This is a genomic window from Peteryoungia ipomoeae (assembly GCF_004912165.1).
Taxonomy (GTDB): Bacteria; Pseudomonadota; Alphaproteobacteria; order Rhizobiales; family Rhizobiaceae; genus Allorhizobium; species Allorhizobium ipomoeae.
Genome location: NZ_STGV01000007.1, coordinates 236,274 through 256,943 on the forward strand (window position 1 = coordinate 236,274; position 20,670 = coordinate 256,943).

The following is a 20,670-nucleotide window of genomic DNA, read 5'->3' on the forward strand; positions in this document are numbered from 1 at the left end:
TCTGTCGGAAGGGCCGGCGGCCCTCCCGTCTGGTCGTCTGCAGCCGGGTGTCGGTGCTTACTTCTGCACTTCGGTCCAGATCTTGGTGTAAATCTCCTGCACCGCCGGATCGCAGGCCAGCAGGAACTCGCCGGCGCTTTCCAGCTCCGCCGGGATCACCAGTTCCGGCGCGCCTTGCATGGCCTTGTCCATAAACTGCTCGGAGCCCTTGATGCCGTTTGCGTATTTCGCGAAGTTGGAGATCATCGCGGCGTTTTCCGGGTCCATGATGAAGTTCATGAACAGCTTGGCATTCTCGGCATTCTTGGCGTCTTTCAGGATTGCGACGCTGTCCATGAAGACCGGATAGCCTTCCTTGGGATAGCCGAACTTGATGTCGGCGTTCTTCTCGCGGGCCCGCATGATCGCGCCGTTCCAGTAGTAGACGCCGGAATAGTCGCCAGCCGGGAGCTTTTCCGTGACGCTGTAGTCCATCGCGAGCCACTTCGCCTTGGCTTCGACGAGCTTGTCGCGCACCTTGCGCAGCATCTCCTTGTCGTCGGAGCACCAACTGCCGCCGACATAACGGATCGTGGCAAAGAGCACGTCGTTCATCTCCGGCGTGACGTTCAGCTTGCCGACGAGTTCCGCCGGTGGATCGAGGAAGATGGCGGAGGTGTTGATGTCGCCGCCATAGACCTTGGTGTTGACGCCGATGCCGGTCACGCCCCACTGCCACGGCACCGAATAGCGGCGGCCCGGATCCCACTCCACATCGGCCCAGCGCGGATCGACATTCTTGAAGTTCTCCATCTGGTCGGGGCGTGCTTCGAGGAGTAGGCCCTCGTCTATCCAGATCGGCATGTAGTTGGCCGAGGGCACGACGATGTCGAAGCCGTGGCCGCCGGCGCGGACCTTGGCGAGTGCCGTGTCGTTGGAATCGTAGTCGGTGATCGTCACCTTCACGTCGAACTGCTGCTCGAACTTCTTGATGAGGTCGGGGCTCGTGTAGTCACCCCAGTTGTAGATATTGAGTTCGCCCGCGGCCGATGCCGAGCCTGCAACGGCAAGCACCGAAAGCGCTGCAAGCGCTGTCGTCGTCATCCAGTGTCTGTTCATGTGTCCGTTCCTCTCTGTTTTTTGACAGTCGTTATGGCTTGCGTCTGCTGATGAAGAAGAAGATCACGACGAGGATCGTCGAGAGACCAAGGAAGATGGTGGCGATGGCGTTGATCTCGGGCGTCGTTTCGCGGCGGATCTGGCCGAGCATGTAGGTGGGCAGCGTGTCCTGGCCGCCGGACTTGACGAATTCGGTGATGACCACGTCGTCGAGCGAGATCACCAGCGCCAGCATGAAACCGGCGATGATGGCCGGGCGCAGCAGCGGTAGCGTGACATGCCGGAAGGTCTGCCACGGGGTGGCGTAGAGATCGGCTGCGGCCCGTTCGAGCGTCAGATCCATGCTTTCGAGGCGCGCCCGAATGGGCAGATAGGCGAAAGGCAGGCAGAAGGCGGTGTGGGCGGCGATGAGAAAGCCGAGACCCGAATACCCCGTCCAGACCTTGATGCGGGAAAAGACGATCAGAAGCGCCACCGCCGTCACGATCTCCGGCACCATCAGCGGCTGGTTGATCAGCGCGTATTTGAAGGTAAGGCCGCGATACGGCTTCGTGCGTGTCATGGCGATCGCCGCCATGGTCGCTGCAATCGTCGCAAGTGAGGCGGCCCAGAGCGCGATGATCATCGAGCGGATCGCTGCATCCTGAACGGCGCTGTTCTGCGAGGCGGAAATGAACCAGCGCCACGAAAAACCCTCCCAGACAGAGAACGAATCCGCGCCATTGAAGGAATAGGCGACGAGCGTCGCGATCGGCAGATAAAGCGCAAAGAAGGTGATCAGCGCGATGAAGCCGAAACCCGGCTGGCTCTCGACGTTGAAATGCCTACGCATGGCCGGCCCCCGTTTTCGAGGCGTTGCGGACATAGACGAGCAGCGCCAGCATGACGAGCGCCATTAGTGTGATCGACATGGCCGCGCCGAGCGGCCAGTTGCGGCCTGCGCCGAATTGCAGCTCGATCAGATTGCCGAGCATCATCGTCTTGCCGCCGCCCAGCACGCGCGGAATGACATAGGCGCCGAGCGAGGGGATGAAGACGAGAATGGAACCGGCGATCAGGCCGGGTTTGACCAGTGGCAGGATGATCCGCCACAGCACCTGGAAGCGGGTGGCGTAAAGGTCGTAGGCCGCCTCGATCAGGCGGAAATCCAGCTTCTCGATCGAGGCATAGAGCGGCAGCACCATCAGCGGCAGGTAGACATAGGTCATGCCGAGCAGATTGGCGGTATCGGTATACATGATCTGCAGCGGGCTATCGATCAGACCGAGCCAGATCAGCAGATTGTTCAGGATACCCTCGTTGCGGATCACCTGCTGCATGGCGAAGGTGCGGATCAGCAGATTGGTCCAGAACGGGATGGTCACCAGGAAGACCCAGATCTCGCGCGTGCTGCGCGGTCGGGTGGCAATGAAATAGGCCGTCGGAAAGCCGAGAACCAGGGTCAGAACCGTGGTGAAGAAGGAGAGCTTCAGCGACCGCCAGATGATCGACAGATGCGCGTCGGCCAGGCCCAGCGTGTCGTCGAAGATATCGCGTTGGAAAAAGACCGAGATCCAGCCTTCCATCGAAAAGGTCCCGAACTTCACGTCGCCATAGGCGCCCTTCTCGAAGAAGGAATAGAGCAGCATGACGAAGAGCGGGCCGACGGCGGCGAAGAAGACGATGAGCAGGGCAGGGGTGCTGAGCAGCCAGCGATTGCGGATGTCGCGGTTCTCGGCTGCGCTTGCGGCTTCCTGCGCGGTCTGCATCATTCAGCCCCCAATATTTGCGCGGCAGCCTGGCCGAGCTGCACGCCGACGCGCGCGCCCTTGTCGTGCAGCAGTCTATCAGCGCGGCTGTTCTGTTCGCGCACGATGAAGGCCGTGCCGTCATCGAGCGTCAGGTGATAGTGGGTGTCCGTGCCGAAATAGATCGCGTCCGTCAGAATGCCGTCGAACGTGCCGCCACCGGCGGGGGTGAGCGCTGCGTGTTCCGGACGGATGACAATGGTGATCGCGTCGCGATCCGCCTGCATGGCGGGCAGCGCCGCTTCGATCACCGCGCCGTTCGACAGCCGGACCTCCGCCGTCGCGCCGTGGCGCTGAAGCACGCTTGCCGAGAGGAAGTTGCTTTCGCCGATAAAGTCGGCGACGAAGCGATCGGCGGGGCGGTCGTAGATCTCGCGCGGCGTCCCCACCTGGCGGACGGAGCCGCTCGACATGACCGCAATGCGGTCCGACATGGTCAGCGCCTCTTCCTGGTCATGGGTAACGAAGACGAAGGTGATGCCGGTTTCCGCCTGGACCCGCTTCAGCTCGATCTGCATTTCCTTGCGCAGCTTGTAGTCGAGCGCCGAAAGCGGCTCGTCGAGCAGCAGGACCTTCGGCTTCGGCGCCAGCGCGCGGGCAAGCGCTACGCGCTGCTGCTGGCCACCGGAGATCTGGCTGACCTGCCGGTCGCGCATCGGCACCATGTGCACGAGGCTGAGCATTTCCTCGACGCGGGCCTGCATTTCTTCTTTCGGCTTGCCGAGCATCTTCAGCCCGAAGCCGATGTTTTCGGCAACGGTCATGTGGGGGAAGAGAGCATAGCTCTGGAAAACGGTGTTGACGGGGCGCTTGAACGGCGGAAGGGGGGCAATGTTTTCGCCGTAGAGAAGAATGGCCCCGGCGCTTGGGAAATCGAAGCCGGCGATCAGCCTCAGAAGCGTGGTCTTGCCACAGCCGGACGGGCCGAGGAGCGTGAAGAACTCGTTCTCGCGGATGGCGAGATGAATGTTTTCGAGCGCTGTTACCTTGTAGGGGTCGTGACCGTAGTAGCGGCTGACGCCCTGGATTTCGATGGCTGCCTTCTCAGATGTGGAACTCAAGCAATTCCCCCTGGCGCTTTGCCCTTGCATGTTATGACCGCTGATGACGTGAGATCAGGAAAACGGGCGGATGCAGTGACCTCTCGTCACCATCAACGCAAATCGCATGCCAGCTTTGAAGCATTGCAAGGCGTCTCCCGGTTGGCTTGAGCCGTCACATGCCGGAAAGGCCGGATATGCAACTGAATGCTCCGTTGCCTGGCTGTTCCCGTGCTTTTGGGGATGCGCCTAGCAGGCAGCGGTGCATCCCGTTTGAGGCATGTTGCATCGGATTTGGTCGTTTGACCATTTTTATTTTTGCAGATGCCGACGATTTCTGCAGGCGCATGGCTGGGCTGCAGGGGGCGCGTGGCCGGGCGGTTGACACCCCTAGTCCATCGTCCCACGTTAAGTTGATGCGCAACGCGCACGCCCCTGTTTCAGATCCCTGGAGCCAGCATTGACCGATCCGACACTTCTTTCCGCGACCGCGCTCGTTGCTGGCTTATCCTGCGGCGATCTCAAGGCGGAGGCGGTGATGGCCGCCTATCTGGACCGCATCGCCCGCCTCAATCCGCAGATCAATGCGCTTGTCAGCCTGCGCTCGCCGGACAATCTGCTTGAAGAGGCGCGGCGCGCAGACCAGGCCCGGGCACAGGGGCGTCTCCTCGGTCCGCTGCACGGCCTGCCGATTGCGATCAAGGATTTGAGCGAGGCCGCCGGTATCCGCTGCACCTATGGCTCGACGCTGTTTCACGATTACATCCCGGACTATGACGACATCCAGGTCGAGCGCATCCGCCGCGCCGGGGCGATCATCATCGGCAAGACCAATACGCCGGAATGGGGATTTGGTTCGCAGACCTACAATCCCGTCTTCGGACCGACCCGCAATCCCTATGACGTGAGCCGCACGGCCGGTGGGTCGAGCGGCGGGGCTGCCGCGGCCCTTGCCGCCCGTCTTCTGCCACTTGCCGATGGCTCGGACATGATGGGTTCCCTGCGCAATCCGGCCGCGTTCAACAATGTCATCGGCTTTCGCCCGAGCTTCGGCCGCGTGCCGACGCTCCCGGGCCGCGATGCCTATCTCAACCAGCTGTCCACCATCGGGCCTATGGCCCGCAGCGTCGAGGACATTGTCCTCCTTCTCAACGTGCAGTCCGGTTTTGATGCGCGCGATCCGCTGTCGCTCGACAGTCCGCGCTTCACGCTCGATACGCCCGTCAGCGGTCAAGGCCGGCGGATCGGCTGGCTCGGCGATTTCAACGGCTGCCTGCCGTTCGAGCCGGGTGTGCTTGCCTTGACGGAGCGGGCTTTGAAGGTCGTTTCCGGCCTCGGTTACACCGTCGAAGCGGTCAAGCCCGATTTCGACATGGAGCGTCTCTGGTGGGCCTGGACCACATTGCGCAGCTTCTTTACCGCCGGCAGCATGCAGGACTTCTACGAAGATCCGGGCCGGCGCGGCCATCTCAAGGCCGAGATCCTCCATGAGGTGAGGGCAGGCCTGCGAATTTCCGCCGCCGAGGTCTACGAGGCCTCTGCCATCCGCACCGCCTGGCTGCAGGCCATGCAGAAGCTGTTCGCATCGCATGATTTCCTCATCGCGCCCTCCGCCCAGGTCTTCCCCTTCGAGGTCGATGTTCCCTGGCCGCGCTCGATTGCCGGGCGCGCCATGGATACCTATCACCGTTGGATGGAAGTGGTGATCGGGCCGAGCATGGCTGGGCTTCCGGTGGCCGCCTTGCCGGCCGGCTTTTCCGATCAGGGTCTGCCGAACGGCTTCCAGCTGATCGGTCCGCCGCGTGCCGATCAGGCAGTGCTGTCGCTGGCAGCCGCCTATGAGGGCGCGACGGATTTCCTCAAGCAGATGCCGCCGCTGACTGGGTGAAGCTCCGAATATCCTTGAGTTCGCCCGGATTCTGGTCCTAACCTTCTGCGGGCGCCCACGATTCCCGTGGACTTTGTCGCGCCCCAGTTTCACACTTTCAGGTCAGTTTCATGGATATGGTCTTCGACGGTCACAATGACGTTCTGCTTCGCCTCTGGCGCGAACGGCAGGAGGGCGGCAATCCCTTTCGCGATTTCATCGAGGGCACCTCGGCTGGCCATATCGATCTCCCGCGTGCCCGTCGGGGCGGCCTCAGCGGCGGGCTCTGTGCGATCTACATTCCCTCGCCGCATGACTTCAACCTCAAGCATCCCGATGCCAACGGTCACTATGAAACGCCGCTCGATCCGCCGCTGGAGCGGCAGTCGTCGCTGGACATTGCCCTTGGCATGGCAGCTCTTGCCCAGCAAGTGGAGCGGGCCGGCGGCTGGAAGCTCTGCCGCAGTACCGCCGATATCCGCTCTGCCATGGCCGACAATGTCTTTGCCGCCGTCCTGCACATGGAGGGCTGCGAGGCGATCGGCGCCGATCTTGATGCGCTCGAGGTGTTTTACGCCGCAGGCCTGCGCTCGCTCGGCCCTGTCTGGAGCCGGCACAACATCTTCGGCCATGGTGTGCCTTTCGCCTATCCGAGTTCGCCGGATACCGGTCCGGGACTGACGGCTGCCGGGGATGCCCTGGTCAAGGCCTGCAATGAACTGGGCATCCTGATCGATCTTGCCCACATCACCGAGAAAGGCTTCTGGGACGTTGCGCGGCTCAGCGACCAGCCGCTGATCGCCAGCCATACCAATGCGCACGCATTGACGCCTGTCGCCCGCAATCTCACCGACAAGCAGCTTGATGCGATCAAGGAAAGCCAGGGTCTCGTCGGGCTGAATTACGCGGTGACCATGTTGCGCGCCGATGGTGCCGACAATGCCGACACGCCGCTTTCGGATATGCTGCGTCATATCGATTACCTGGTCGAGCGCATCGGCATCGATTGCGTCGCCCTGGGCTCGGATTTCGATGGTGCAACCATTCCGGAGATTATCGGCGACGCCTCTGGAAATCAGCGGCTGATCGAGGCGCTGAGGGATCGGGGCTATGGTCAGGCGGATCTCGACAAGATCTGCCGGGAAAACTGGCTGCGGGTTCTCGGCTCCGCCTGGCACGAATAGGCGGCGATCCCCGCTAACCCGCCTCGGTTGATGCCGGGCGGGTCAGGTTTGCGGTCGTGGCCGGATATGCCCTAGCTGCTCAGCCGCAGGCAGTCATTGGCAATCACCTGCTCTTCATCCGTGGCGATGACCCGGATTTTCACGCGGCTTTCGCTCGTGGAGACCACCGCCTCATTGCGGTCATTGGCCTCGCTGTCGAGGATAAGGCCAAAATAGCCGAGCCGGTCGACGACCATGCGGCGGATCTGTGGCTGGTTCTCGCCAATGCCGGCGGTGAACACAAGCGTGTCGAGGCCACCGAGCGAGGCACTGAGACGCGCCACTTCGCCGGCAATGCGGTAGGTGAAGACCTCGATCGCCTCGTGCGCCGTGCTTGCCGGCGTCTCCAGAAGCGTGCGGCTATCGGCACTGATGCCGGAAAGGCCAAGCAGCCCCGACTGACGATAGAGCAGGTCCTCGACAGCCTTTGCGTCAAGGCCATGCGCTGCCATGAGATGGACGATGACACCGGGATCGATCGCGCCGGATCGTGTCGCCATCGGCACGCCGTCGATGGTCGAAAATCCCATGGAGGTGTCGCGGCTCACGCCGTGGTCGATGGCACACAGGCTTGCGCCGCTGCCAAGATGAGCAACCACCGCAAGTCCACCGGCGGTGTCGGGTTCCAGGCACTTCAGCCGGCAGGCGATGTGCGTATAGGAGAGGCCGTGGAAGCCGTAGCGTTTCACGCCCTTGTCGAACCACTCGCGCGGGATGGCGAACCGTCGCACCAGATCCGATTGGGTTCGATGGAAGGCAGTATCGAAGGATGCTGTCTGGACCAGACCCGGCTTCAGTGCCGCGATTGTCCGGATAAGATGCAGGTTCTGCGGCTGGTGCAGCGGCGCCAGCGGCACCAGGGTTTCGATTGCGGCGATGGCCGGCTCATCGAGGCGGATAGCGCCTGAGAACAGGTCTCCGCCATGCACCACCCGGTGACCGACGGCGGTGACGGCCGTGAAATCGTAGTGTTCCCCAAGCCAGCCAAACACGTCTTCCAGCGCGTCTCGTATCAGATCGCCGCTTCGTGCCTTGAGCGGCACATCGAAGATCGCCGGTCCTTCGACCAGGTTGAAGGTGAGCGGTTCGGCACGAAAATCGATGACGCCCTTGCCAATGCGCTCGACACCGCCATTCCTCTTCACAAAGACGCCGATTTTGATCGTGGACGAGCCGGCATTGAAGGTCAGAAGCAGTTTGTCGCTCATGCCGTCCGGCCCAGCGTTGCGGCCCGCTTGGCGGCAACCAGTTTGGCAAGAGCCGCCGACGCGATGCGCACTCTCAAGCTGTCCGAACGGCTTGTGAGGATCACGGGAACACGCGCGCCAAGCACCAGACCTGCGGCGTCAGCATTGGCAAAGTAGAGAAGCTGCTTGGCCAGCATATTGCCGGCTTCGAGATCGGGCACGAGCAGGATATCGGCATCGCCCGCCACCGGCGACTGGATGCCCTTGGTGCGCGCGGCCTCCATCGAAATCGCATTGTCGAAGGCCAGCGGCCCGTCCACTTTTGCGCCGCGGATCTGGCCGCGCGCGGCCATCACGGTGAGGGCGGCTGCTTCCAGCGTTGCCGGCATCTTGTCATTGACCGTCTCGACAGCGGCCAGCACCGCGACCTTTGGTTCGGCCACGCCGAGGAGATGCATGAGATCCACGGCGTTCTGGCAAATGTCGCGCTTCTGTTCCAGCGTCGGGGCAATGTTGATGGCGGCATCCGTCACGGCGAGCAGCTTGGAGTAAGCCGGCACGTCCATGAGATAGACATGGCTGACCCGCCGATCCGTCTTCAATCCCGATCCGCTGCCGACGACAGCGGCGAGCAGTTCGTCCGAATGCAGGCTGCCCTTCATCACCGAGCCGACCTTGCCAGCAACCGCGAGTTCCACTGCGAGCGCTGCAGCTGCATGGCTGTGTTCCGTCGGCATGATCTCCAGGCCGTCGATCGAAATACCGGCCGCCGAAGCGGCCGCACGGATCTTCGCTTCCGGGCCGATCAGGATCGGCTCCAGCAGACCTTCGTCGCGGATTTCCACCGCCCCTTCTATGGCCTCCGGCGAGCAGGGGTGGACGAGTGCCGTTTTGACCATCGGCAGAGATTTTGCTTCCGCCACGATCGCATCGAAGCGGTCATGCCGCTGCAGGGAAAATTCAGGCGGTGCGTTCTCGCTCCAGCTGATGCGTTCCCTGGGCGCACGCACGCGTGCCTTGCCGGCGAGAACCGGTTCGCCACGCTGGTTGATGCACCTCGTGTCGAACACCAGCGTCTGGCCGTCGCTCTCCTTCTTCAGAAGAGTGACTGTCGCCGTTATGCGGTCGCCGGTCGCGACCTCCTTCTGGAATTCGAGGTCCTGTCCGAGATAGACGGTTCCGGGGCCGGGCAGGCGTGTGTCGAGCACCGCCGAGATCATGCCGGCGGGGATCAGCGACTGGCCGAGCGGCACCGGATTGTGATCGCCGGAAATGGCGGCAAACAGCTCGATGTCATCGGGACCGATGACCCGGGTCATGCTGGCAGCATCGCCAAGCTTCAGTTCGTCAAAGGTGCTGTTGGTGAGAACGGGTCTTTCCATGTCGCTTTCGTCTTCCATGTCGGATCGTCCTCCCACGATCAGTCGAGTTAGCAGCCGGTCTGCTGATCAGCGTGACCGGCCTTGGCGGGCAATCTCGGCGGGCAGGGGGCGGCTGTCCTTGACTTGGGTCAAGAAACGCATGGCTTGGTGTTGAATGAAACCATTTTGCCCGGCATCGACCGGCAGGCCTAGGCGAACCGGTCCCGCCAGGCTGGCTGCGCATCCGGGTATGGCAGGGCCGCAGCTTCATAGACGCCGCGGGCGATTGCACGCGCTGTGACGAGTGTTGCCAGATGGCAGAGTTCCAGGAGATCGGCGGCACCAGTCCGTTCACGCTTGCCCGTCGAGGCGGAGAAGATCGTGTCGCCGTCAAGCGGCAGATGGCCCGGCAGAAGGGCACGGGCAAGGCCGTCATGCGCTGCAATCGACAGACGGTGCAGTTCGGCCTTCGACAGGATGCAGTCTGTGACCACCGCGCCGATCGTTGTGGCCGTCAGCCGCAGCCCCTTGATGCGCATGGACCGATCAGTCGCGGTCACATGCGGCGGCTGGCCGAGCCCGCCAAACTCGCTCTGCTCCTCAAACGGGGCGGCCCAGAAATGCGGCCCGTCGCCAATGGTCACTGATCCCATGGCATTGACCGCAACAAGGGCGGCAATCTTATGGCCGCTGGAGGAGACCGCGCTTGCAGAGCCGAGACCGCCCTTGAAGGTGGCAGTCGTCGCGCCTGTTCCGGCCCCCACCGTGCCAAGCGCAAACGCGCCCTTTTCGGCCTTGCGATAAGCCTCGTAGCCAAGGTCACGATAGGGTGCATGCAGCCCCCAATCCTTGTTTCCGCCATTCAGGAGATCCATCAGGATCGCCTGCGGCACGATCGGAACCCGCACTGATCCCACGGCAAAGCCGCGTCCGGCGGCGCGTAGCCCCGATTGCACGCCGCCTGCCGCATCCAGCCCGAACGCCGAGCCGCCTGAGAGCACGAAGGCATCGACCTCTTGCACGGTCATGGAGGGATCAAGCAGGCTCACATCGCGCCCACCCGGCGCCCCGCCCAGCACTGTGCCGGATGCGGTCGCCGGTTCATCAAACAGGATGACGGTGACACCGGAGCCGAGGGCAAGGTCTGTCGCATGGCCAACGGACACGCCGTCGATATCGGTGAGGAGATTGAGGCGGGCATTGGGCATTCGGGCACTCCATGCATCTGCCCCTAAGGTGCGTCTCTCCGCTGGGCAGATCAAGCCTTCATCCGCCACATGGAACAACGTTCGGTGATTGTGGATTGACGGCACACACGTGACAGCCCATCTCAGTCAAAACACCAGATCTCCAACGCTTGAGGCCGCCCTTGACCGACCAGGACAGCTATCGTTTCCTCCGCCCCATCCTGCCGATCCGGGATCGGATCGTGCGTTATGCCTCCGAGACCGAGTTCCGGGTCTGGCTGTTTGCTCTGGTGGCGGCCATTGTTGCCTATGGCCTGTTCGAGCTGACGGGCGAGGTGCTGGAAGGCGAGACGCGCGCCTTCGATGAAAGCATTCTCCTGATGCTGCGCGACACGTCCGATGTCGGCATGCCGGTCGGTCCCGCCTGGCTCACCAAGGTGATGACCGATATCACGGCGCTTGGCGGGGTCACCGTCCTTTCCCTCATCACACTGATGGTTGTCACTTACCTTCTGCTTCGCCGGTCGTTCCGCACTGCAGCCTTCGTCACGGGCTCGATCCTCGGCGGTTGGGCGTTGAGCAGTGCGCTAAAACTTGGCATCGCGCGTCCCCGGCCCGAGGTCGTGCAGCATCTGGTCGAGGTAACCGACCTTTCCTTCCCGAGCGGTCATGCGATGCTGTCGGCCATCACCTATCTGACGCTGGGGGCTCTCCTGTCCCGGCTGGATGAGGGGCGGGTGCGGCGTTACTTCTTCCCGCTCGTTGCGGTCTTCCTGACGCTGATCATCGGCCTCAGCCGCATCTATCTCGGCGTTCACTACCCCACGGATGTCCTTGGCGGCTGGGCGGCTGGAACAGTCTGGGCATGCGCCAGCTGGTTCGTCTCTCGCTGGTTTCTGGGGCGCTAATCTGATCAGGGCGTGCTGAGTAACGGGGGGCGCTCCGCAGTGCCACCATAATTTGCGGCAGCATGTCGACTTGCTGCTTGCTGTGGCAGAGTTGGAGTTCTAACCTGTGGCAATCCCTTGAAAAACGGTTGATGTGCCATGCTGATTGCCCTTTACCAGATGCAACCCCTGGTCGGCGATATACCCGGCAATCTCGGCAAGATAGCCCAGGCGGCGCTTGCTGCGGCAGAACTCGGGGCGGAGCTTCTGGTCACGCCTGAGCTTGCAACAAGTGGCTATGCGCAAGGCCCCGGCTTCCAGAAGCTTGCGCAGGATCGGGAAGGCTCGATCATCGATGCCCTGCGCGAAATGGCCGCTGACTGCGGCATGGCCATCTGTACCGGTTTTCCCGAACGCGATGGCAGCCGCGTCTACAATACGGCCGTCCTGGTCCGCCCGGACGGCAGCGCCGAATTCACCCGCAAAATCCATCTCTACGGAGAGGCGGAGCGGGCTGCCTTCGCCGTCGGTCAGGCGCCGCCCTCGGTCTTCGAGGTCAATGGCATCCGCACCGGCATGGTAATCTGCTACGATGTCGAGTTTCCCGAAACGGTGCGCTCGCTGGCCCTTGCCGGGGCCGAACTCGTGCTCGTCCCGACGGCACTGCCGCAAGGCCCCGTCAGCCGCCGGATTGCCGAGACGCTTGTGCCGACGCGGGCGCTGGAGAATGGTCTGTTCATCGCCTATGCCGATCTTTGCGGGCAGGAAGGCCAGATGACCTATGGCGGCTGGTCGGGCATCTACGCGCCTGACGGTGACGTGCTGGCGCGCGCCGGTGCCCGAGAAACACTGCTGGTGGTCGATATCGACCCAGAGGGGTATGCCGAGGCGAAGGCGCAGAACCCTTATCTGCGAGATCGCCGGCCCGGGCTTTACCGCCTCGGGTGATGCTGCGCATTGCGCCGGGCAGGAAGGCTGCCTACATCTCCCTGCAGACCATGGAGAGCCGAATGATCCTTGCCGCCGCCGCCGCATCCCTGCGCAACCTGTTTGCCCCGGAAACCCGGAATGTCTTCTGGAAGTCGCTGGGCCTGACGATTCTGGTCCTGATCGGCCTCTGGTTCGGGCTGCGCGAAAGCTTCATCGCCTTTGCCATGCCGATGATCGACGGTTTCATCCCCGATCTGCCGGAGTGGGCAGGCTGGCTCACCTTCGTCTTCGGGATCCTGGCGAGCATCGGGCTTGCCCTTGGTCTTGCCATGTTGCTGTCGCCGGTGACCGCCATCATTGCCGGCCTGTTCCTCGATGACGTTGCCGAAGTGGTCGAGAAGCGCGACTATCCGAACGATCCTCCCGGCAAGGCCCTGCCCACAAGCGAAGCCATCATCGCCTCCATCAAGTTTTTCGGCGTTGTCGTCGTCGGCAACGTCATCGCGCTGATGCTGCTCTTCATCCCCGGCATCAATTTCATCGCCTTCTTCCTGGTCAACGGCTATCTGCTGGGGCGGGAATTCTTCGAATTCGCCGCCATGCGCTTTCGCAGCGTCGAGGAGGCAAAGCTCTATCGGTCACGCCATTCCAGCACCGTTTTTCTTGGCGGTCTGGTGATTGCCGGCTTCCTGGCCGTGCCCTTTCTGAACCTCCTCACGCCGCTCTTTGCCGCCGGCCTGATGGTGCATCTGCACAAGGCGTTGAGCGCGCGCGATGGTGCCGTGTCACCCATGCGGCAGGGCTGACGCTTGGTATTGCGCGGCAAATTCCGGACTTGGCGGAATGGGCGTGATGATGTCGATCAAAACCCCATTTGGGTCGGCGGTGATGAAATGCCGCTGGCCAAAGGCTTCGTTGCGAATGTCGAGAAGCATCGGCAGATCCGCCTCTTTTAGCCGCGCATAAATCGCATCGACATCGTCCACCTCGAAATTCAACAGGAGACCGGTGCTACGTCCCCGGTGTCCTGTTGGAATGGTTTCGTGATCGCCGTCCAGAATGGCGAGAATGACCTTTTCGTCTTCCGTTGACTGAAGGTGCACATACCAATCCGACGAAAAGAGCGGTTCAAAGCGAAAATGGCGCTGGTAGAAATTTGCGGTACCAGAGACATCACCAGTCATGATGACCGGGTAATAGCTTGTCGTCCTCATCTCTTCCTCTCCTCCCATTTTTAACATACAATCTGCATCTAAATGAGTAATTAACATACATGCAGTATGTATGTAAAGAGGTAGCATGGCACGCAATACCAAAGAAGGCACCGAGGCGACGCGCCTCGCACTGATTGCGGCGGCCCGAGAATGCTTCGTTGAAAAGGGATATGCCGAGACTGCCACGCCTGACATCGTGTCTGCGGCCGGTGTAACACGCGGTGCTCTTTACCATCACTTCGCGGATAAGAAGGCGTTGTTGCGTGCGGTCGTGGAGCACGAAGCCTCAGCCGTCGCCGAGGCAATCGACCGGCTGGCGGCACCGGCCGATACGCCGCGCCACGCTCTCCTGGCAGGGGTCACTGCATATTTTGATGCCATGGCCATACCCGGCCGAGCGCGCCTGATGCTTCTGGAGGCTCCGGCGGTACTTGGCGTGCAAGGCACAGCCGAGATCGAACGAGAAAATGCGGAGGACCGGCTGTTGAAGGGGCTTTCCGATAGCCTCGGAGACAGTGCCTCGGATGCGGATCTGCACGCGATGAGCAACCTCATCTCCGCCGCCTTTGACCGCGCCGTCCTCGAGATCGAGAGGGGCGGGGATCGCGCCGTCTATGAAGCCTTGATCACCCGGTTGATCGACGGGCTCATTCCTCGCTAGTGGCGAATGTCTGCGGCGGCAGTTCGACCAGCGGGGCGGGCACGTCGCAGGTCTTTTCCGGTGATTTGCAGATATCGGCGATCACGCAACGCTCGCATTCCGGCTTGCGCGCCTTGCAGCAATAGCGTCCATGCAGGATCAGCCAGTGATGGGCGTGGAAGAGATACTGATCCGGGATGATCCGCATGAGGATCTCCTCGATCTCGTCGGGCGTCTTGCCGGGCGCGAGCTTGATGCGATTGCCGATCCGAAGGATATGCGTGTCGACGGCCATGGTCGGGATGCCGAAGGCCATGGATAACACGACATTCGCCGTCTTGCGGCCAACACCCGGCAGTGTCACCAGTTCCTCGCGGGTGCGGGGCACTTCGCTGCCAAAATCGTCGACCAGCTTCTGGCTGAGCGCAATGACATTCTTCGCCTTGTTGCGATAAAGCCCGATCGTCTTGATGTAGTCGCGAACCCTGTCTTCACCCAGCGCCAGCATCTTTTCCGGCGTATCGGCGACCTTGAAGAGGGCGCGTGTCGCTTTATTTACGCCCGCGTCGGTCGCCTGGGCGGAGAGGGCCACGGCAACGACCAGCGTGAACGGGTTGACGTGTTCCAGTTCGCCCTTGGGCTCAGGCCTCTGGATCGACAAGCGGCGGAAGATCTCCTCCAGTTCGGCCCGCGAATAGGCCGTGCGACGGCGTGTCGCCGGCTTGCGGCGGGCCGCCGGATTTGACTTTTTCAAAGTTTGGGTGCTGGATTTCGGCTTCGCTTCAGTCATGGAAAACCTATAGTCGGGCGTGGTGATGGAAGGCAATCTCGAGCAGGCGGCAGATCGGCCGATTTTCGCAGCGGAACTCACCCCCCACCGGTCGCTCGGCCGCAAGGGCTATCGCATTCTCTTCGCCATCACAGGGAGCGTGTGTCTCGTCCACGCCATCTTCTTCATGGCGACCGGTGCCTGGCCGATCGGGCTTTTCTTCGGCATCGACTTCCTCCTGCTCTATGGTGCCTTCTGGCTCAACTACCGGGCCGCGCGGGCGCGGGAGGAGGTGACCGTGTCGCGCAGCGAGCTTTCAATCCGGAAGTTCAGCCCGGCAGGCCGGATGACGGAGCACCGGTTCAGAACCTTCTGGGCGCGCTTTTTCGTCGATCGACACGAGGAGCTCGGCATTACATCGATGACCGTTGCCGGCGAGGGACGCCGCACGGATGTCGGCGCCTTTCTCAATCCTGATGATCGTGAGAGTTTTTCCAAGGCCTTCACGGGCGCGCTCGCCACCGCCAAACAGCGGATCTAAGCGTGGCGGAGCATCTGCAAGAAACGGGTGGCATCGGACGGCTGGCCGTGGTGATGTCTCTGCGAGATTGAGGATTTTGCCATGACGCTCGCCCAGCAGATCGACCTTTCGCGCACCACGGACATCACGCCAGACGGATCGGATTACGAGACCGTGCGGCAGGTGATCGAGATGCTGACGCTCGACTATCAGAGCCAGCCCTCGCTGGAGGATATCGCCGAGCGTCTTTCGCAATCGCCGACGCAGTTGCAGAAGACCTTCACCCGCTGGGCTGGCCTCAGCCCGAAGGCGTTCCTACAGGCCGTGACGCTCGACCATGCCAAGCGGCTCCTGGGCAGGGAGGAACTGCCGCTCCTGGAAACCTCATTCGAACTGGGCCTTTCCGGGCCGGGTCGATTGCATGATCTCTTCGTCTCCCACGAAGCGATGAGTCCCGGCGAGTGGAAGGCGCGCGGGGCAGGGCTCACCATCCGCTACGGCTACCATCCGTCCCCTTTCGGGCTGGCGCTCGTCATGATCACCGATCGCGGGCTGGCGGGGCTTGCCTTTTCCGATCCCGGCGACGAAGTGGCCTGCTTCGACGATATGGCGAAGCGCTGGCCGAATGCTGTCTATGTCGAGGATATCGATGCGACGGCGCCCTATGCGGCGCGGGTTTTCCACCCGGAACGCTGGTCGGCCGATGAGCCCTTGCGCGTCGTGCTGATCGGCTCGGATTTTCAGATCCGCGTTTGGGAAAGCCTGCTCGAAATCCCGCTCGGTCGCGCCGTCACCTATTCCGACATCGCCTGCAAGATCGGCCAGCCGACGGCAAGCCGCGCCGTTGGCGCCGCGGTCGGCCGCAACCCGATCTCGTTTGTGGTGCCTTGCCACCGGGCCCTCGGCAAGAGCGGCGCACTGACCGGCTATCACTGGGGCCTGACGCGCAAGCGCGCCATGCTGGGATGGGAGGCGGGGAAGGGGTGACCCTGCTGCATCTTGCGAAATCGCGCTCATCTGCGAGAATGGGCCATGCGCAACACGGTACAATTGCCTGACGATATCAGCCGCCGGATCGATGATCTGGTGGAATCCGGTCGGTTTGATGATGCGAATGATGTGCTTCGTGAAGGCCTTCGTCTTGTCGAAGAAAGGGCAGCACGCGAGGCCGCCAAAGTGGATGGCTTGCGGGAGGCCGCTGCTCTGGGGTTCGCCGATCTTGAGCAAGGCCGGTTTACTGACATCCCGCTGCCGGAACTTTCAAACCATATAGCCCATATCGGTCGGGAGGCCGTGAGACGCGCTGGCAAGCGGGCAGAGGATGATGATTAAGGTCAGGCTGTCGGCCGAGGCGGATGCCGACCTCCTGGATATTCTGACAAGAACCTATGCTGAGTACGGCAGTGATGCGCTGCTTCGCTACGAGCTCCTGATTGTCACAGCTCTCTCAGATGTCGCCGTCTCGCATCGTCGAAGCGGTCTGGTGGCACGGCCTGAATTTGGGCCTGGCATCCATAGCTATCATCTTCGCCACAGCTGGGAGCGCGCCCGCCATCCGACCGGGATTGTTCGCCGACCGCGGCATTTCATTCTCTACCGACAGCTTCTGCCTGAATTGATCGGCGTTGGCCGCATTCTGCATGATGTGATGGAGGTGGAACGGCATCTGCCGGAAAGATTTGGCGACGAATAGGAGGTTTATTGCGCCGCCAGCCTCAGCAATTCCCGCGCTGCCGCCTCATCCGTGATCAGCGTGTTGCCGCCGATGCGGCGGATGGTGGCGCGGATGGCCTTTGCGCGGTGTGCACCGCCAGAGGCGATGATGATGTGTCCGGCCTTCTTCAGCGTGTCAAGATCGATTGCCATGGCGCGTTCGTTGATCGGGTGGTCAACCGACCTGCCGTTTTCGTCGAGGAAGTTGAACATGGTGTCGCAGACGCAGCCCGCCTCGACCAGTTCTTCGAGTGTCTCATGGCTGATGAAGCCTTCCGACAGCGAGGTGGAGTGCGGACCGATGTCGCCGCAAGAGACGACGGCGAGGTCGAGGTTTTCGGCCAGATCGTAAAGGGTCTTCAGGCCGCAATCCTCGATCAGCGCCCGTTTGGTGGCGATGCTGTCGACCATCAGCGGCGCGAGAAACATGTAACATTCGGCACCAAGCTGGCTTGCCAGCCGCCAGGTGTAGTCGATCGGGTTGGTCTGGTGGACGGCGACGATGCCGCCGAGTAGCGAGACGACCTTGCAGTTTTCCCGCCGTGGCGGACGAAAGGATGAGAGCGAGGCCGTCATCGTGCGGCCCCAGCCGACCCCGATCGTCATGTCGTCGCTGATGGTTTCGCTGAGGAACTGGCCGAGCGCCAGGCCGACGGCCTTGGCGATCGCTGCGGCCTCCGCCTTGTCGGCTGAGGGTACGACGATTGCTTCATCCAGCCCGTAGGTCTTTTCCAGCCGGAGCGCGAGGTCGATGCTGTCGGCCATGCCGTCGCTGATCCAGATCTGCACCTCGGCCCGCTTGCGCGCCTCGTCCAGCATGCGAATGACGGTCTGCCGGCTGATGCCCAGTCTGTCGGCCACATCCTTTTGTGTCAGGCCTTCATTGTAATAGAGCCATGCGGCGCGGATGCGCAGCGCGGAGGCGTCCGACAAGGAAGTGTGGTTTTCGCGTCTGAGCTTCGCCAAGATGTCTCTCGTGGTGGGAACTTTCGACCTCCACTATCCGTTCGGATGATACTTATGTCAAATTCAAAGGACATATGTCTTGACTTTGCCGTGATCGGATGGCGATAGTCCGGGCAAAGGCCGCCGGCTTTTCCGCCGTCTGTCACTCCCTTTTTTCGCTGAGCCGAAGGATAATGCGATGACCTCGAAACTCGAACAGCTTCGTTCCATGACGACCGTGGTCGCCGATACTGGCGATATCGAGGCCGTTGCCCGCCTGAAGCCGGTCGATTGCACCACCAATCCCTCGATCGTGCTCAAGGCACTCGGCACGGATGCCTTCAAGGATGCCTTCCAGGAAGCCATCACCTGGGGCAAGGCGAAGGGTGGCCAGGATGAGGCCGTGATCGGCGCCATTGCCGACCGCATGGCGATCTCCGTCGGTGCAGCACTGGCCGCGCTCGTTCCGGGCCGCGTTTCGACCGAAGTCGATGCCGATCTTTCCTTCGACACCAAGGCCTCGATCGAGAAGGCGCATCAGATCATTGCCGGCTACAAGGAGCGCGGCATCGAGAAGGACCGCATCCTGATCAAGCTTGCTTCGACCTGGGAAGGTATTCGCGCCGCCGAAGTGCTGCAGAAGGAAGGCATTGACTGCAACCTGACGCTGCTCTTCTCCAAGGCCCAGGCAATTGCCTGCGCCGAAGCCAAGGTCTTCCTGATCTCGCCCTTCGTCGGCCGTATCCTCGACTGGTACAAGAAGTCGACCGGCGAGGACTATACGTCCGAGACCGATCCGGGCGTCGTCTCGGTCCGCTCGATCTACAATTATTACAAGGCCAACGGCATCGGCACGATCGTGATGGGCGCGTCCTTCCGCAATGCCGGCGAAATCGAAGCGCTGGCCGGTTGCGACCGCCTGACGATCAGCCCGCAGCTGCTCGACGAGCTGAATGGCGCCGAGGGCACGCTCAAGCGCGCGCTGTCGCCCGACACGGTCAAGGCCGAGCCGCATGTCTCGCTCGATGAGAAGGCCTTCCGCTGGGCGATGAACGAGGACGCCATGGCGACCGAAAAGCTCGCCGAAGGCATTCGCGGCTTCGCCAAGGATCTGGGCACACTGCGCGGCCAGATCGCCAAGGCGCTGGCTGCCTGATCGGGAAACCAAACCGGCTCTTTGCGAGTTCTGTCATGGCCGTGGCGCATGCTGCGGCCATTTCTCGTTTGTGCGAAAGCTCAAGCAATCCGAAGGGAGATCCAGGATGACCATCATCACGGGCGGTTGTGTGTGCGGCAAGATACGGTTCGAGGCCGAAGGCGCCCCGGATCGTGTCGGCATCTGCCATTGTCTCGATTGCCGCAAGTATCACGGCGCCTTGTTTTATGCCGCCGCGATCTATCCGGAAGCCCGCGTGCAAATCACGGGGGAGGCACAGGTTTTCGACGGGCGTGCCTTTTGCCCAACCTGTGGCGCACGCGTTTTTAACCGCAGTGACGACGAGCTGGAACTGCATCTTGGCTCTTTCGACGACATCAACGTGTTTCAGCCCAGCTACGAACTGTGGACGGTGCGGCGGGAAGAATGGTTGCCGGAATTTCCGGTTGCCGAGCGATATGTGCGGGACAGGCCAGGCGAGGGGCAGGCCGAGGATTGAGGGGTGCTGCCTGCGATGGTCGACATTGCGTTGACTGGATCCTCTCGTGCCCGCCGCACCGATCCGCTCCGCAAGGGAGAGCCTTCGCCTTGATGCTGGCAAGGCTTGTGTCTGGATCCTCGGGGCATCCCTCCGGTTAGGCCCGAGGACGAGGATAACGGGGGGTATTGGCGGTGGCGGCGGTGGCACCTCTCCCCACTGTGGGAGAGGTTGCAAAATCGAGGGCTTGAGGGCGATCAGGGCTTAACCTTCGATTTTCCTTCCTCCGCCAGAGCGGGAGAGGAAGGGTGTCGCGCTCGTCTCGTCCTCCGGTCGTTGGTTGGGCCGGGGGATTGGCCGAACGAACCACTCGCTATCACCGTCACCCCCGCTGCTGGCGCTGGCAGATCCTCGGGACAAGCCCGAGGATGACGGCGGGTGTGGGGTGGAGGGTATTCTCCGCTACCGCTTCCCATCGTTGACACCAGAGGATCTGATTGGACCGCCTTCAGCGGAACGTCATCCTCGTCCTCGGGTCTAACCCGAGAGATGTCCCGAGGATCTGCCGAGGCATCCCCAGCAACGACCTTTCGGGGAGCCACGCCTAAACAAATTGTCAAAAAACCCAGGCTTCGCCACCGGTCGGGATCTCTCCCTCCGGGTGTGCC

General features: G+C 62.1%; 22 protein-coding genes. 12 read left to right on the forward strand and 10 right to left on the reverse strand.

Going from position 1 to position 20,670, the window contains the following annotated elements:
* Window positions 1-57 precede the first annotated feature (57 nt).
* From FAA97_RS19070 to FAA97_RS19085, 4 genes are read right to left on the reverse strand one after another with little or no spacing between them, the layout of a single operon-like run.
* Window positions 58-1,098, reverse strand: coding sequence for an extracellular solute-binding protein (locus FAA97_RS19070; RefSeq protein ID WP_136600154.1), 1,041 nt, complete (start codon window positions 1,096-1,098; stop codon window positions 58-60).
* A gap of 31 nt (window positions 1,099-1,129) precedes the next feature.
* Complete coding sequence (locus FAA97_RS19075) at window positions 1,130-1,930, reverse strand: ABC transporter permease (protein WP_136600155.1); 801 nt, start codon at window positions 1,928-1,930, stop codon at window positions 1,130-1,132.
* Window positions 1,923-2,846 carry an ABC transporter permease gene (locus FAA97_RS19080; protein WP_136600185.1) on the reverse strand — a complete coding sequence of 308 codons (924 nt, stop codon included), beginning with the start codon at window positions 2,844-2,846 and terminating at the stop codon, window positions 1,923-1,925. The genes FAA97_RS19075 and FAA97_RS19080 overlap by 8 nt, the downstream gene beginning before the upstream one ends.
* On the reverse strand, window positions 2,846-3,946 hold the full coding sequence (locus FAA97_RS19085) for an ABC transporter ATP-binding protein (protein WP_246041581.1): 1,101 nt from the start codon (window positions 3,944-3,946) through the stop codon (window positions 2,846-2,848). The genes FAA97_RS19080 and FAA97_RS19085 overlap by 1 nt, the downstream gene beginning before the upstream one ends.
* A 439-nt stretch (window positions 3,947-4,385) precedes the next feature.
* Between FAA97_RS19085 and FAA97_RS19090 the strand changes: the two genes are divergently transcribed.
* The gene (locus tag FAA97_RS19090; protein WP_136600157.1) at window positions 4,386-5,813 is read left to right on the forward strand and encodes an amidase; all 1,428 of its coding nucleotides are present in this window, start codon (window positions 4,386-4,388) and stop codon (window positions 5,811-5,813) included.
* A gap of 110 nt (window positions 5,814-5,923) precedes the next feature.
* Window positions 5,924-6,976: a dipeptidase gene (locus FAA97_RS19095; RefSeq protein WP_136600158.1), complete on the forward strand. Its 1,053-nt coding sequence runs from the start codon at window positions 5,924-5,926 to the stop codon at window positions 6,974-6,976.
* 71 nt (window positions 6,977-7,047) lie between these two features.
* Here the strand turns inward: FAA97_RS19095 and FAA97_RS19100 are convergent, their stop codons facing one another.
* From FAA97_RS19100 to FAA97_RS19110, 3 genes are all read right to left on the reverse strand, one after another.
* Window positions 7,048-8,223 (reverse strand): acetate/propionate family kinase, encoded by a 1,176-nt coding sequence (locus FAA97_RS19100; RefSeq protein ID WP_136600159.1) that lies wholly within the window; start codon window positions 8,221-8,223, stop codon window positions 7,048-7,050.
* Window positions 8,220-9,602: a bifunctional enoyl-CoA hydratase/phosphate acetyltransferase gene (locus FAA97_RS19105; protein ID WP_136600160.1), complete on the reverse strand. Its 1,383-nt coding sequence runs from the start codon at window positions 9,600-9,602 to the stop codon at window positions 8,220-8,222. The genes FAA97_RS19100 and FAA97_RS19105 overlap by 4 nt, the downstream gene beginning before the upstream one ends.
* 170 nt (window positions 9,603-9,772) lie before the next feature.
* Window positions 9,773-10,771, reverse strand: coding sequence for a P1 family peptidase (locus FAA97_RS19110; protein ID WP_136600161.1), 999 nt, complete (start codon window positions 10,769-10,771; stop codon window positions 9,773-9,775).
* 200 nt (window positions 10,772-10,971) lie between these two features.
* On the opposite strand from FAA97_RS19110, the gene FAA97_RS19115 reads away from it, so the two are divergent.
* The 3 genes from FAA97_RS19115 to FAA97_RS19125 all read left to right on the forward strand — a co-directional run bounded on the left by FAA97_RS19115 (window position 10,972) and on the right by FAA97_RS19125 (window position 13,373).
* A complete protein-coding gene (locus FAA97_RS19115) occupies window positions 10,972-11,658 on the forward strand; it encodes a phosphatase PAP2 family protein (protein ID WP_425467435.1) in 687 nt (228 codons plus the stop codon).
* A 138-nt stretch (window positions 11,659-11,796) separates the two neighbouring features.
* Window positions 11,797-12,585 (forward strand): carbon-nitrogen hydrolase family protein, encoded by a 789-nt coding sequence (locus tag FAA97_RS19120; RefSeq protein WP_136600162.1) that lies wholly within the window; start codon window positions 11,797-11,799, stop codon window positions 12,583-12,585.
* Between the two features lie 62 nt (window positions 12,586-12,647).
* Window positions 12,648-13,373, forward strand: coding sequence for a sulfate transporter family protein (locus FAA97_RS19125; RefSeq protein WP_136600163.1), 726 nt, complete (start codon window positions 12,648-12,650; stop codon window positions 13,371-13,373).
* Here FAA97_RS19125 and FAA97_RS19130 read toward each other — a convergent pair.
* Window positions 13,353-13,781: a VOC family protein gene (locus FAA97_RS19130; RefSeq protein ID WP_136600164.1), complete on the reverse strand. Its 429-nt coding sequence runs from the start codon at window positions 13,779-13,781 to the stop codon at window positions 13,353-13,355. The genes FAA97_RS19125 and FAA97_RS19130 overlap by 21 nt on opposite strands.
* Before the next feature lie 85 nt (window positions 13,782-13,866).
* Here FAA97_RS19130 and FAA97_RS19135 point away from each other — a divergent pair, with 85 nt between their 5' ends.
* Window positions 13,867-14,442, forward strand: coding sequence for a TetR/AcrR family transcriptional regulator (locus FAA97_RS19135; protein ID WP_136600165.1), 576 nt, complete (start codon window positions 13,867-13,869; stop codon window positions 14,440-14,442).
* Here FAA97_RS19135 and nth read toward each other — a convergent pair.
* A complete protein-coding gene (nth, locus tag FAA97_RS19140; RefSeq protein WP_136600166.1) occupies window positions 14,429-15,211 on the reverse strand; it encodes an endonuclease III in 783 nt (260 codons plus the stop codon). The two genes, FAA97_RS19135 and nth, sit on opposite strands and share 14 nt — an antisense overlap.
* Before the next feature lie 25 nt (window positions 15,212-15,236).
* On the opposite strand from nth, the gene FAA97_RS19145 reads away from it, so the two are divergent.
* From FAA97_RS19145 to FAA97_RS19160, 4 genes are all read left to right on the forward strand, one after another.
* The gene (locus FAA97_RS19145; RefSeq protein WP_136600167.1) at window positions 15,237-15,731 is read left to right on the forward strand and encodes a DUF2244 domain-containing protein; all 495 of its coding nucleotides are present in this window, start codon (window positions 15,237-15,239) and stop codon (window positions 15,729-15,731) included.
* A gap of 81 nt (window positions 15,732-15,812) precedes the next feature.
* Window positions 15,813-16,697: a methylated-DNA--[protein]-cysteine S-methyltransferase gene (locus FAA97_RS19150; RefSeq protein WP_136600168.1), complete on the forward strand. Its 885-nt coding sequence runs from the start codon at window positions 15,813-15,815 to the stop codon at window positions 16,695-16,697.
* A gap of 45 nt (window positions 16,698-16,742) precedes the next feature.
* Window positions 16,743-17,042, forward strand: coding sequence for a ribbon-helix-helix domain-containing protein (locus tag FAA97_RS19155; protein WP_136600169.1), 300 nt, complete (start codon window positions 16,743-16,745; stop codon window positions 17,040-17,042).
* Window positions 17,035-17,403: a type II toxin-antitoxin system RelE/ParE family toxin gene (locus FAA97_RS19160; RefSeq protein ID WP_136600170.1), complete on the forward strand. Its 369-nt coding sequence runs from the start codon at window positions 17,035-17,037 to the stop codon at window positions 17,401-17,403. The genes FAA97_RS19155 and FAA97_RS19160 overlap by 8 nt, the downstream gene beginning before the upstream one ends.
* 5 nt (window positions 17,404-17,408) lie before the next feature.
* Here the strand turns inward: FAA97_RS19160 and FAA97_RS19165 are convergent, their stop codons facing one another.
* Complete coding sequence (locus tag FAA97_RS19165) at window positions 17,409-18,389, reverse strand: sugar-binding transcriptional regulator (protein WP_136600171.1); 981 nt, start codon at window positions 18,387-18,389, stop codon at window positions 17,409-17,411.
* 178 nt (window positions 18,390-18,567) lie between these two features.
* Between FAA97_RS19165 and tal the strand changes: the two genes are divergently transcribed.
* Together tal and FAA97_RS19175 are read left to right on the forward strand one after the other, a co-directional pair.
* Window positions 18,568-19,524, forward strand: coding sequence for a transaldolase (gene tal / locus FAA97_RS19170; protein ID WP_136600172.1), 957 nt, complete (start codon window positions 18,568-18,570; stop codon window positions 19,522-19,524).
* A gap of 106 nt (window positions 19,525-19,630) precedes the next feature.
* Window positions 19,631-20,023 carry a GFA family protein gene (locus FAA97_RS19175; RefSeq protein ID WP_136600173.1) on the forward strand — a complete coding sequence of 131 codons (393 nt, stop codon included), beginning with the start codon at window positions 19,631-19,633 and terminating at the stop codon, window positions 20,021-20,023.
* Window positions 20,024-20,670 lie beyond the last annotated feature (647 nt).

Excerpts from the sequence above, each read along its gene's own strand:
- FAA97_RS19070 (WP_136600154.1), bottom strand. The coding sequence starts at position 1,098 with ATGAACAGACACTGGATGACGACGACAGCGCTTGCAGCGCTTTCGGTG.
- FAA97_RS19075 (WP_136600155.1), bottom strand. The coding sequence starts at position 1,930 with ATGCGTAGGCATTTCAACGTCGAGAGCCAGCCGGGTTTCGGCTTCATC.
- FAA97_RS19080 (WP_136600185.1), bottom strand. The coding sequence starts at position 2,846 with ATGCAGACCGCGCAGGAAGCCGCAAGCGCAGCCGAGAACCGCGACATC.
- FAA97_RS19095 (WP_136600158.1), top strand. The coding sequence starts at position 5,924 with ATGGATATGGTCTTCGACGGTCACAATGACGTTCTGCTTCGCCTCTGG.
- FAA97_RS19100 (WP_136600159.1), bottom strand. The coding sequence starts at position 8,223 with ATGAGCGACAAACTGCTTCTGACCTTCAATGCCGGCTCGTCCACGATC.
- FAA97_RS19105 (WP_136600160.1), bottom strand. The coding sequence starts at position 9,602 with ATGGAAGACGAAAGCGACATGGAAAGACCCGTTCTCACCAACAGCACC.
- FAA97_RS19110 (WP_136600161.1), bottom strand. The coding sequence starts at position 10,771 with ATGCCCAATGCCCGCCTCAATCTCCTCACCGATATCGACGGCGTGTCC.
- FAA97_RS19120 (WP_136600162.1), top strand. The coding sequence starts at position 11,797 with ATGCTGATTGCCCTTTACCAGATGCAACCCCTGGTCGGCGATATACCC.
- FAA97_RS19125 (WP_136600163.1), top strand. The coding sequence starts at position 12,648 with ATGATCCTTGCCGCCGCCGCCGCATCCCTGCGCAACCTGTTTGCCCCG.
- FAA97_RS19130 (WP_136600164.1), bottom strand. The coding sequence starts at position 13,781 with ATGAGGACGACAAGCTATTACCCGGTCATCATGACTGGTGATGTCTCT.
- FAA97_RS19135 (WP_136600165.1), top strand. The coding sequence starts at position 13,867 with ATGGCACGCAATACCAAAGAAGGCACCGAGGCGACGCGCCTCGCACTG.
- nth (WP_136600166.1), bottom strand. The coding sequence starts at position 15,211 with ATGACTGAAGCGAAGCCGAAATCCAGCACCCAAACTTTGAAAAAGTCA.
- FAA97_RS19145 (WP_136600167.1), top strand. The coding sequence starts at position 15,237 with ATGGAAGGCAATCTCGAGCAGGCGGCAGATCGGCCGATTTTCGCAGCG.
- FAA97_RS19150 (WP_136600168.1), top strand. The coding sequence starts at position 15,813 with ATGACGCTCGCCCAGCAGATCGACCTTTCGCGCACCACGGACATCACG.
- FAA97_RS19155 (WP_136600169.1), top strand. The coding sequence starts at position 16,743 with ATGCGCAACACGGTACAATTGCCTGACGATATCAGCCGCCGGATCGAT.
- FAA97_RS19160 (WP_136600170.1), top strand. The coding sequence starts at position 17,035 with ATGATTAAGGTCAGGCTGTCGGCCGAGGCGGATGCCGACCTCCTGGAT.
- tal (WP_136600172.1), top strand. The coding sequence starts at position 18,568 with ATGACCTCGAAACTCGAACAGCTTCGTTCCATGACGACCGTGGTCGCC.
- FAA97_RS19175 (WP_136600173.1), top strand. The coding sequence starts at position 19,631 with ATGACCATCATCACGGGCGGTTGTGTGTGCGGCAAGATACGGTTCGAG.